Origin of the sequence: Pristimantibacillus sp. PTI5, from assembly GCF_048572955.1 — a bacterium.
Taxonomy (GTDB): Bacteria; Bacillota; Bacilli; order Paenibacillales; family Paenibacillaceae; genus Pristimantibacillus.
In genome coordinates this window covers 5,267,684-5,279,439 of the sequence record NZ_CP183886.1, presented here as the reverse complement: position 1 = coordinate 5,279,439, position 11,756 = coordinate 5,267,684, and the positions used below count along the sequence as shown (strand labels likewise).

Sequence of the window (11,756 nt, the reverse complement as noted above, 5' to 3'; positions counted from 1 at the left end):
GACAATTCGTCAGGGCTGCTAACTAGAAGCATGCAATTAATTGAGGCTGTTGCTTTTCATGGTATCATTTTTCTTTTGAAGCAGCTTAGCCGTATAAAGGGTGTTGTTTTCAATGAGATATGCAGGCGCACCCGTGCCCGCGTATAACGTGGCGATGCCAATCGCGGCGATGTTCGTTCTGATCGTATTTCCCCGGATGACGGCTTTGAGAACATCATGCTTTTCATTGCGTTTCCAATAATCATTGATTCGGATAATCTCAGTCTTGTCTGAGGTCAGTTTCTCGGCCGTGATCTGGTTATTTTCCACCAGCACGTTTTGAGCCGACTGCACGCTAATGGCTTGCGCATTGCCCAGCAGCTTGAAAGTCGAATTTTTGACCGTCAAATCGAGTTTCGGGTGATCCCCCAACAACAGCGTTTGCAGCGTCTCCGGGGATTGGAAGGAGCAGCCGTCAAACACGTATTTGCCCGCTAAGCTAAGATTGATTGAGCCAAATTTCCCGCTTCCCGCCGCGCCCTCGAATACGCATTTGTTGTATGTCCCCGGAGGCAGCGACAGCCCATAGTCCGTATTAAAGCCGACGACCTTCAGGTTATCGAAAATCGACCCTTCGGCGGCTCCGCCGGAAATCGCCCGCAGCTTGCTTTCGCCCTTAATCGTTACGTTCTTCAAATGGATCGGCTTGCCCCAGAGAGCTAAACCCGATTCACTTTTATTGTTGTTATTTATCGTAACGTTAGAGACGCTCACACCAAACGCTACGTTCGAGTTGATCGCAAAGATGGAATCGGTAAATTCCATTCCGTCGATTTTTATATTAGGTCCGTTTATCGTCGTATAAGCGTCATTCATCTTGTTGCCGATAAATGATGCATCATGCGCGGCTATGATTCGTGTGCCGTCAAAATGGTTGTTTTTTACCGTCGCGCCCTTGAACGGTTCGGAAATGGCAAGGCCGATCACGCCTTTGGATGCGAAATGGTTGCCCTCAACGATTGCATCGCGTCCGTCATAAAGAATGACATCGTAGGAAGCGTTATTATAAAACTTGTTATTCCTAATGGTGATGCTGCTGTTGCGGTCCCCATTCTCGCCAAATCCGCCCTCCAGATCAATGCCTGCTTGAGGCATCGTTCCCTTCATATGGTGGAGGGTGTTATTCTCGATAAGCACCTTATCTGCTCCCCCGACAGTAATTCCCTGTCTTCGGTTATAGGCAAATTCGGAATTTTTGACAACGGCATTGGTGGTTACCGCCCGGTTCCAAAACTCCACATAAGCGCCTTTCTTAGCCGCTTGGTCGAATACAAGATGAAACTGTGTCGCGCCTTCCGGGATTTGAATGAGATCCCTAACCTTTACATTCGCAAGTTTTTTTATAAACGCGCCGTTCGCTTTATAGAAAAAAATATCGAAAGCTTTGGGCAGCTTAATAGCATTGGTTAGTTCGAATATTCTCTCTGTCTTAAAGATGGCGTTGGTGAAAGTAAGCGGCTGCTTCGTACGGATCTTATTCGCATTCGAAACATTCTTCCCCTTATCGTCAATCGTACCCGAAATAAAATGATTCTCATACAAGTCCATGGCCATCGTACCGTGCGCGCCAAGCAAGAGGCCGTCACCCGTGAAATTAACCGCTTTAATGCCTTCAATCGTCACATTTTTTGCGCCCTGCGAGATGATTCCGTATCCGCCTTCATGTGTTCCTGCGCTGTACTTGTGGTCTTTTTTCGAATAGTTATGCGTTTCCTTATCCCCCATGTAGGTGCCGCCCTTGAGCGTAACATCATGAATGCCATAACCTAAATACATGAGATGGTAGCTCTCTTTATCGTTTGTTTCCTTCTGCAGCACGGCATCCATCGGCAGGTCAAAGACCATGCTGCTGACCATGTTAATGCGGCTGGCTTTATCGATCAAATAGGTGCCGGACGGCAGCGACGTCGTTGTTTTCCCGTTTTTGGCCGCCCATCGCAGCGCTTCGTTAATCCCTTTCGTCGTTTCCACGGGATGCGTGCCGTCATTATGGATACCAAAGCGTGAAAGCTCTATCAAGTAATAGTTTTGCGTATTACCGTTTGCGTTTCCCTCGCTTGCGGACGCAGACTGGCCTGGCTGCAGCGTCAGCTGCATACCTAGCAGCAGGGTTATAATTAACTTTAATATATTCAATGTAAGCCTCCTCGATTTTGTCGAAACATATCAGATCATTTTGAATGGACAGACCACCTTTCCGCCTATTAAATATACCACTCTCCCGATTCTTAATAAAGAACATGAACAGTATAAATGTTTATTTAGGCAAAAATGGTTCGAATTTCCTAAGCACATAGTTATAGATGCTAAACGTCAATAAAAAAGAACGAAAGAGACCATAGCTCTTTCGTTCCCGTTTCTTACGATTACGCTGCAGGCAGCCGCAGCAGCTTATCCGCCACGACAGCCGCCATCTCCCTCGTGACGGCCGCCTTTGGATTGAAGCTTCCGTTAGAGCCCTGCATCAAACCGCTTGCATATACCGCGCTGACGTATGCTGTGGCGCTGACATGGATGCTGTTCGCATCACGGAAAGGCAGCGGGTCCGAATTTCCTTTCAGCTCAAACGCTTTGGCAATCATAATCGCCGTCTCCTGCCTCGAGACCGCCTGATTCGGTTTAAACGTATCTGCCGTAATCCCTTGAATGATGCCAAGCTCCTTTGCGCGCATAATCGAGCCGTAATACCATGCGCCGGAACGGACATCCTTGAACGACTCGGCAGCATCCTGCGCAGGTGCCTCCTCCAGCAGGTTGATGAGCAAAGTTGCAAACTCGGCTCTCGTCATCGGCTTCTTCGGATCGAACCGAAGCTCCGTGCCGCTTACCCCTACCATGATTTTAGCCTCGAATACACGGTATACCGCATCATAGGCCCATGGCGAGATTAGCCCGTTATCCACGAACTGCTCCTTCGAGCCGGTTATATCCGTATCCGCCGAAATATCGAACAAAGCCGGCTCCAGTCCCGCAAACCGGTCATAAGCGACTAAAGCCAACAATGCCTGCTCCGTCGCCATTTCGTTTGAAGGCTGACCTACGGCATGGGAAAAGCCTCCATCCGCCTGACGAAAGCGCAGCAGGCTGGTCAGGAGATTCCCGTTCTTTTTCAAAAAGCTGGACTCGAGCGGGTTGATGCCCGCGGCCGACAAAGCGATAATGACCTGCGCGACGCTCTCGCTGTTCTCTTCTCCGAAGGCTTGAAACCCTCCGTCAACCTGCTGTTGGGAAGACAGCCATGATACGGCTTTGGCGACCGCGCTCTTTACGTTTGCTTGCTCTTGGTATGGAGCGAGCGCGCTTATAGCCATCGCCGTAATATCCAAATTATCCTCGCCTTGCTCCGATAGCGGGAACGCGCCGCCGGCGTTTTGCTGGCTAAGCAGCCAATCCACCAGCTTCGCGCGCGTCCATAATGCATTCGCAGGCACGTCATAGCTCCCGCCGTCCAAAGCAATCAACGCAAAAATCGGGCCATTCGTGCCTTGATTCGTCATCTTTGCATGATTATAAATGCTCTCAATAAGATTATAGCCTGCAAAGGAAGCGGCATCCTCTCCGGCAGCCCGGACAGCAATCGCAATGCGCTCCGCATCGGTTACTTTGCGGAATTCTCCTTCGCTCTCCTTCAATTCATCTGCCAGCAGCTTCAAATAGCTTGCGGGCAGCGGCTTTCCTGAACGGGCCAAGCCTACTGCCTCCCAATCGCTGATCACGCCGCTGTTTAAAATTTGCTCTGCTGCTTGATCGATTTCCGTGCTTACATTGTAATGATCAGCTGCCTTCGCTTGCTCCGGCAGCAGTAAGGCTGAACCGATATAGGATAGAAATACGATACCGCTCATGAAGAGCAGCAAGCATCGATACGACAAGCTTCTAGTCAGCATTTGTTAGGAACACGCTCCTTTTATGAAAATAGCTGCCCCACGGCTAACGCTTAGCCATGAGACAGCTTGGTCATTATTTCAATTCATGCACCCTGATAATGGTTACCGCCGCCATCTCTCTCGTTACAAGAGCTTGCGGGTTGAATAATCCGTTATCACCGGTCATCAAGCCTTTTTGGTAAGCCACATTGACAAAAGGAACAGCCCATGCCGATACGGCATCGCGGTCCTTAATTGCAGCTTGCGGCGCATTCGCGTCAGCCAAGCCCTTAAGCCTAACGAGGACTGCAGCCATTTCTTGTCTAGTAATGGACTCGCTTGGAGCAAAGGATGTGTCGGAAATGCCTGACATCAAGCCTTTTTCTTTTGCAGCCGCTACATAACCGTAATACCATGCCTGTTTATTTACATCCTTAAAGCCTGAATCAGCCTGCAGCGGTTCTTCTCCTGCATATTTAACGACTAATGCAGCAAACTCGGCGCGAGTCAGCTGGCGCTTTGGCTCGAATTTCGGATGCTCTGCGCTCGTACCGTTCATAAAGCCAAGCTCCGTCGCTTTCGTTACGGCAGCTAGCGCCCAGCTTGCAATCTTAGCTTCATCGGTATATTTCGGGGCAGCTGGATCCGGCTTCTCGCCAGGCAGCTGTTCGCCCGGCTCGCCCGGCTCAAGCGGTACGCCAAGATCCTTACCTAGATCTTTCGTATACTGCCAGCGTAATACATCGCCGTTTTTCAGCGTGTACGCTCCCGCGCTTGATTTAGGGAAAACGCCGTTTACGGAATACATCCAGCCGCTTTCCGTTCCATGGTCGAATTCGGCAAGACCGCCAATCGCCTGGATATAAACGCTCGAGCCTGTACCCGTATAATTCAGCGACACGCCTTTTTGCTCCAGCGCGCGTTTGAGAGCCGTGAACGCCGTATCCCCTTCGGTCAATGTTACGGCATAAGGAGCAACGGCATCCCCCTCGTTTAATGAACGTTTTTCAACGGAAAGGGTGATCGTTTGAACTGCCGGAAGACCGCCGCCTCCTCCGCCAATCGTTAATGCCGATGCGGAATAAGCAAGAAACTCGGTGAAATGTTTCGTCTTAATAATCAAATCTCCGTTAAGGCTGTATGCGTAAACCTCGTCTGCCCGCACTGCCGAATCGGAATATTTTTTAATTGGCGTAAATACGCCCGATTGATCAATGAATCCTGCTTCCTTGTCGCCTTGGCCTTTCATAGTCAGGGTGACATGCTGGTTGAACTCGATTTTTTCCGGGCCGCCTGCTTGTATGCGAACGGCAATGGCATCCACCTTCTTGCTGCCGGAAGATAGCGCGGTGTTCAGCTTAGCGTCCAACCCGCTTTCCGTCGTGCTAAGATTTTGCGGCAGCTGCAGCACTTTGTTCCATGCCGATGTGACAACCGTATTGACCGGTATCTCCAGCCATGCGTTACCTCGTTCTGCGGTTACCTTAGGCAAAGCAGCCGCCGCGAAGGTAAGGCTGACGTTATTCGTAAGCGGGGCCGCTCCTGATTCTGTGATTAGAACTGATTTTTCATCACCGTTAATCGCAATCGTTTGATCCGTTGAGCCGCTAAGTACACGAGGGACGACTACAGCTATTGCATCGCTGTCTGTATTGCCGACAAGCGCAGCGCCCAATGCTTTTAATGTAATCGTTCCGCCTTTAGCTGTTCCTGTAAATGAAACCGTTGCTTTATTTCTATCTAGGCTGATCGTGTTTACCTGAAGCTCCGTGTTACCCGTTTGAATGGACCAATTGTTACTGCTCACCGCATCTTCTGTAAACTCATCTCCAATCAGCGTGACCTCGACTGACGGGTTTGCAGCTCCGTTTGCGATTTGCGCTGTCGTTGAAATCGACGGCCATCTGCTGTAGTAGAAGCGCACAACATCGGCTGATTTCAGCTCGTAGGCGTCTGCTCCTACGCTTGGCGCGATGCCGTTTACTTCATACATCCAGCCGTCCCAGCCGCCAAGGCTGCCCGCCGCTTGGCCATTAATAGAAGAGACATAGGATCCGAAGCTGCTGTCTACGACTTTGTAGCTGATTTTCGGATTCGCTTGATCAAGTGCTTGCTTCAGCAAATCCAGTGCCGTTGCCGGTTTTGCTGTATTTTTAATCGTTACCTGTTGTTTGGCGTAAATCGATCCGGAAATCCCGTCCACTTGCAGTTCTGCTGCTACCGGAACTCGAACCGTAATCGTATTGCTGCTTCGGTTGCTTACCAGTGCTCCTGCCAATGTTTGAATCGTAATCGGTTTATTGGTTGCTTGCCCGGAGAAATGAACGGCTGCCTTCTGATCATTTACTTTGACAATCGATTGGACCGTTAATCCGGAATCCTGCGTTTGGATGGCCCAATTGCCGGCCTGGTCCGCACTGCTGCTGAACTCGTCTCCAACCAGATCCACCTCGATAAGCGGATCGCTGTCGCCGCTTTCGACGACTGTTGAAGTTGATATCGCAGGGTAACGGCTGTAATAGAATCGGACTTCGTCATTTGGCTTGAGCAGGTATGCGCTTGCCCCAACTTGCGGCGCGATGCCGTTAACCTCGTACATCCAGCCGTCCCAGCCGCCTAATGTGCCCGCTTCTTGGCCATCAATGCCTTGGACGTAAGCACCGAAGCTGCTGTCCACGATTTTGTAGCCGATTTTCGGATTCGCATGATCAAGAGCGGTCTTAAGCGCATCAAGCGCCGTTGCCGGATTTTTTAATTGCTGAACCGAGACGGCTTGCTTGGCATAAATACTGTCCGAGATGCCGTCGACATTAACGCTTACCGAAACCGGCGGTTTGGCTTCTGCAATACGATACCATACGCTTTGCAGCGCTTGGATATCAGTAAGGGCAATCAGCGCTTGTTCGGTTGCCATGCCATTGCCTGAAGTGTCGTCTTCATTCCATTTGAAAGTGCCGTCCTGCAGCTGGTACAGCGCAAAAGAATCGAGAACGCTTTTGCCATTGGCCATCCAGGAATCAGACAATACATCCTCGTTAATGGCAGCCAAACCCGAAACAACGGCAGACATGCTGTTTGAATTTGCTCCATACATGACTTGCTCGTTGTTTAACTGCTTGGTTTTCAGAAATGCCTTTATTCTCGCAATCGACTGCTGCACGGCGCTGTCATTCTGATAGTTTCCTAGCGCAAGCAGACCCATTCCCGTCATGTCAGAGTCAGAAGTGCTCCCAAAAAATGCGAAGCCGCCGTCGCTAAGCTGCTTGCTTAATAGAAAGTCTAAAGCCTTTTGTTTGGCGGCTGCGTTCCATACGCCCACATCGCTGCCCAGCTTGGCGCCCGTATCGAGCGCAAGCATCGCCCACATGTGCTTGTTCGTGGAACCAAATGCACCCGTCGATGGGTTTTGCTGAGCGGCTAGCTCCTTGTATAGGTTACGGTGTGTCTCCCAAGCATCAGCCGGATCCTCTCCCATAGCGAGCAGACCAAATATATAACGGACATGGTCTGTCCCGCCAGCATTAGCTGCTAGATTTGGAGCTATGGTCTTCCAGCTAGGCAGCTTCCAGCTGCCGTCCTGCAGATTTTCTCCGGCCCCCCACAGCGCGACAATCTCCCACCAGGATTCCAAGGTTTCATTTTTATTTTTATAATAATCGACCGTTTTCCCAATCATTTCATTTAAAGCGGCGTTTCCGGTATGGTCTGCGGCTTTACTGACTTGGGGCGCAAATAAACTAAAGATTAAAACAAAACTTAAAATGGCAGGCAAGCTTTTTCTTAGGAATGTTTTCAAGGTAAGCAATGTCTTCTCTCCTTTTGGTTCTTTTTTGGCAACAAAAAAACATCTTCCGCATGGAAAGATGTTGGGGCTGTTACGTGCGTAAGAAAGCATAGGAAATTACCTATCGCTGAAGCACGAATAAACATCTCCCTCCCATCCTCGTGAGAATTTTAGAGCACTTTTATGGCAGGTCTCCTGGCTTCGCTTCATCGCTCGACGATCTCCTTCCCGTCCTAACCGGACAGTGGATAAAATGATTGTCAGCTCTGCGATACAGTGGCGGGACCGCGTCGGACTTTGACCGAACTTCCCTATTAAGCTGCTTGCGAAGATTTGCTTCACGGCAGCACCATATTAGCTATTCTATGAAATTGTAAGTACTAGACTTGTGAATTGTATCAAAAAAAAACAGATTAGACAAAGGTTCTGTTTGTTTTTTTCCGAGCGCACCGCTGCAGCCCTCAATCCCATGGATAAAGAGCCCTAGATGTGCTAACGCATATTGAGAAATCCCGTATTTTCGATATTCGCATTTACTTGAAGATCCAGCTTTAGCTTTGGGTAATACTCCGTACGCCAACTTTTCAACTGCGCCCGCGGAATTTTATGCCGGAAATATTGCCCTGTACCCAAAATATCCGCGCCGCTCGCTTGGAGCCTGGCAAACATTTGATTGAACTTTTCCGTAAGCATAGCGTCAAGCTCCTGCTTGATCAATTCACTTGTCGGGTTCCCCTTTGTTTCCAAGATAACAACCTTCAATTTTAATTTACTTTTTAAAATAGGCTTACTGCCGCTCATCTCGCTTTTTGTATCCAGAGAGTTGCTTATGATAAGCACGCTCGCATGATCCAGCACCTCAATCTTCCCTTGCGTGCTCTCGCCTTTAAAAGCATTGAAGAGCAGCGTTTCATCCGAAGTGATCTGCCCCACCATTTTTCCGTTTTTTATGACAGCCGAGCCAATATGCTGAACGGCGGTCGTTTTTCCCGACCGAATGATCGGAATGGCTACGTCTCGCGTATAAGAGTGAATGCTGCGGTATCGCAGCCATGACGGATTCAACAGATCCAGATTCCCGGCTGGCGTTTTCGGAATTTTTATGTATGGCAATTTTCGTCCTCGTTAAATCGATTAACGTGATGAAACCCATCAATACGACGCTCGCCCCGCCAATTTTGTCCGGCTGAATGAAGAAATCATCATTTGCGCCCAACCTGTCTTCTAATTCTTTCATCAAAGAATCCATAGTCCCGCTTCTCCTTGTTAACATACAATTCCTCTTACGATTTTCTCCTACTCAAGTCTTTATATACTTAAAAGGAGTGCCCTGTGATCAGGACACTCCTTCTTTTTTATAGCAGCTTCAATAACGGCTCATATACCCCATACAACAGAAGATAAAATGCAGCACCAAGCGCAGAGCCGATATAGGCTCCGTTTAACCGGATGCGCTGCAGATCGGTTTCGACCTTGCTCTCGATAAAGTACACCAGCTTCTGCTCGGTAAAGCTGTCCAATGTCTTCCGCACGATGATCCCGATAAGCGCATGCTCCGTCTCAATCATCTTGCCCGCGAAGCTCTGCGCGTATTGCTCCAGCCAGCCCTTGGTTTCCTCGTTCCCTTTAAACCATTCCCAATACGATGCAATGAACTGATTGATCAGATTTTTGATATCGGATTGGTTGACCGTATGTTTCTCTTTTACTGCAAGCTGCATCCCGGGATCGGTGATCAAAAGCTGCTTCAAGTTGCCCATTACGGCTTCGATCGTCGGCAGCAATGAGACCTTCTCGATCAGCTCATCCCGCCACTCGTTAACTGCGGCAGACACATCCTCGCGGTTTTGCATATTGTCGGCAAGCTGATAGACCATGCTCTCCAGCAATACGCGAAGCTCATGCCTAGGATTTCGCAGATCATTAATCAACAGCTGCAAATCCTCATACAGCACATTTGTCGCATCGTCGAGATTAAGCGCATTAGTCAATTCCGCGATTTCCACTGCCATTTTTTTGAGCCATTTGGAGAAAACACTGCCTTGGTTAACGAACTTCTCCTTTTCTTTCCCGAGCAGCTCGCGTATAACGAGCTTCGTTTTTTCATCTGCCGCGCGTTCTGCAGCAAACTCTACGATCTGGCTGAGCCAGCTTTGGAAATTCCCGTTGTCCATGACCCATTTCAGCGCCTTGCCCGCATAAGGCGACAGGTTGACTTTCCCTATGCTTTTGCGTGCTTTCTCATCTAATTGAACGGAGAGTCCTTTAATGTCCAGCTTAGCGAGCAGTCCCGCTGCCAGTCTCCAGCCTTGCTCGGCGAGCACGCCGCTTGGGCGCCGGTCAATCCAGGAAATCCCGATCTCTACCAGCGAGATTTGCTTTATCTTGTCCTTAAGCAAATCCTTGCTGAGCAATTGCTGCTCAACCATATTCGCGACGCCTTCAATCAGCTTATCGCGGTTTTTGGGGATAATCGCTGTATGAGGGATCCATTTCCAGCCAAACGGATGACGGAACAGCACCGTTACCGCAAACAAATCGGCTAATGCGCCCACAAGACCGGCTTCGGTCGTGTAGAGCAGCATCCGCGTCCACCACCGGTCAGGGAACACATACAAGCAGCAGGCGGCAATAACGAACAAGATCGCCAACAATATCAAGCTGCGGTTCGCTTTTTTTCTCATTGCCATTTATGCTTGCCCTCCTATCCAAAAGGTCGCTAGATGCAGCACGACGCCAATAAGCGCGCCGACTCCGATTCCGTTTATCCGGATGTACTGCAGATCCCGTCCCGCTTTCTCTTTCACGAGCTCGATCAGCTCCTCTTCGGAGAAGCTGTTCAGCTTGTCGGTAACGATTTTGCCGATGTACGAATGCTTCTGCTCCATCCATTTCAGCAGCGTGGTTTTCACGTATTGATCAAGCCGCGCGAGCAGCTCGGCATTTCCCTCCAGGTAAGCAACGCCTTCGCGTACCTTCTCTTTGATCCATGGATAGCGGGCAAGCTGCCCCTCCGCATTTTCCGCCGCGGCTTGGCGAAGCGATTCAAGGCCGCGCTGGATGTAGACGTCTAGCTTGAGATCCGCCTTCACTGCTGCCAGCAGCGTTTCTTTGCCCGCTTCGATTCGGTCGCGCAGCTGTTCGTCCGTGCGCAGTCTCGCAACAAAATTGGCGATGAATGCTTTGAGCTGCTTGCGCTGCGGATGATCCTCGGAATGGAATTTTTCCAGAAAGGATACCAGCCACTCCTGCAATCTTCCGCTTAAATTGGCTGCTTCCAGCCCCGCTGTAAAATCAATCAATTTACGTCTGAATTTATCCCCTTCATAGGAGCGGATGGCCGAATTTATAATTTGATCGATAACGGAACCGAATGCGGCCGACTTTACGATTTTTATCAGCTCCGGGATCATGAATTCGATAATGCGGTCATCATAACCGTTCTTGATCGTCCAGTCGCCCGCATCCGCAGCAATATTCGCCACCGGAATCGCATCCGCATGCTCGAGCAGGAAGGTTTGCACGGTTCTGGACAACTCCTGCAAATCGATGGTCGTAATGACGTCATTCGCCACCTGCTGCAAAATATCGTTAATGCCTTCTTCGCCGCCATGCTGCTTCAAATAAGTGACTAGCACATCGGCGATGTTGTATTCATCCAGCCGTTCCTTGATATTCGGGATGGTCAGCAGATCGTTCTGGACCATTTTAACGAGCTCGCCGATCAGGCGCTCCCGATTGCGGGAAATAATATTCGTTCCCATCCAGGCAGGCCAACTAATCCGCAATGGGTTACCGAACAACGCGCTCACCGCAAAGGAATCGGCCAGCCCGCCAATCGTCGCGGCACTGAACAATGAAAAAAGCAGACCTCCTGCAAACGTATCATGAAAGGGAAAAGCGACAAGTATTCCAATAGCCGAAAAGAGCAGCGCTAAATCCGCTTTCTTCTTAATGCTAAAATTGTTCATAGCTATGCTCCATTCCTGGTGATCTTTACCTTATTAATTATCCCATAACTATGGGGTATGAAACAATGCAGCGGCTAACCGGGTTTGACTGATATT

6 protein-coding genes and 1 riboswitch are annotated in these 11,756 nt (G+C 49.6%); all 6 genes read right to left on the bottom strand.

Annotated features, from left to right (window positions below; translation table 11 throughout):
* Nucleotides 1-36: 36 nt before the first annotated feature.
* The 6 genes from ACN6MW_RS23570 to ACN6MW_RS23545 all read right to left on the bottom strand — a co-directional run bounded on the left by ACN6MW_RS23570 (nucleotide 37) and on the right by ACN6MW_RS23545 (nucleotide 11,660).
* Complete coding sequence (locus ACN6MW_RS23570; RefSeq protein ID WP_419872319.1) at nucleotides 37-2,175, bottom strand: right-handed parallel beta-helix repeat-containing protein; 2,139 nt, start codon at nucleotides 2,173-2,175, stop codon at nucleotides 37-39.
* 230 nt (nucleotides 2,176-2,405) lie between these two features.
* On the bottom strand, nucleotides 2,406-3,926 hold the full coding sequence (locus tag ACN6MW_RS23565) for an S-layer homology domain-containing protein (RefSeq protein ID WP_419872318.1): 1,521 nt from the start codon (nucleotides 3,924-3,926) through the stop codon (nucleotides 2,406-2,408).
* A gap of 73 nt (nucleotides 3,927-3,999) precedes the next feature.
* On the bottom strand, nucleotides 4,000-7,710 hold the full coding sequence (locus tag ACN6MW_RS23560) for a DUF4430 domain-containing protein (RefSeq protein ID WP_419872317.1): 3,711 nt from the start codon (nucleotides 7,708-7,710) through the stop codon (nucleotides 4,000-4,002).
* A gap of 146 nt (nucleotides 7,711-7,856) precedes the next feature.
* Nucleotides 7,857-8,058: riboswitch (cobalamin riboswitch) on the bottom strand.
* A gap of 123 nt (nucleotides 8,059-8,181) precedes the next feature.
* Nucleotides 8,182-8,802 (bottom strand): Ger(x)C family spore germination C-terminal domain-containing protein, encoded by a 621-nt coding sequence (locus ACN6MW_RS23555; protein ID WP_419872316.1) that lies wholly within the window; start codon nucleotides 8,800-8,802, stop codon nucleotides 8,182-8,184.
* A 242-nt stretch (nucleotides 8,803-9,044) separates the two neighbouring features.
* Complete coding sequence (locus ACN6MW_RS23550) at nucleotides 9,045-10,379, bottom strand: DUF445 domain-containing protein (protein WP_419872315.1); 1,335 nt, start codon at nucleotides 10,377-10,379, stop codon at nucleotides 9,045-9,047.
* A complete protein-coding gene (locus ACN6MW_RS23545; protein WP_419872314.1) occupies nucleotides 10,380-11,660 on the bottom strand; it encodes a DUF445 domain-containing protein in 1,281 nt (426 codons plus the stop codon). It abuts the gene before it with no gap.
* Between the last annotated feature and the right edge of the window lie 96 nt (nucleotides 11,661-11,756).

Coding starts and splice junctions, on each gene's coding strand:
- ACN6MW_RS23565 (WP_419872318.1), bottom strand. CDS start 3,926: ATGCTGACTAGAAGCTTGTCGTATCGATGCTTGCTGCTCTTCATGAGC.
- ACN6MW_RS23545 (WP_419872314.1), bottom strand. CDS start 11,660: ATGAACAATTTTAGCATTAAGAAGAAAGCGGATTTAGCGCTGCTCTTT.
- ACN6MW_RS23550 (WP_419872315.1), bottom strand. CDS start 10,379: ATGGCAATGAGAAAAAAAGCGAACCGCAGCTTGATATTGTTGGCGATC.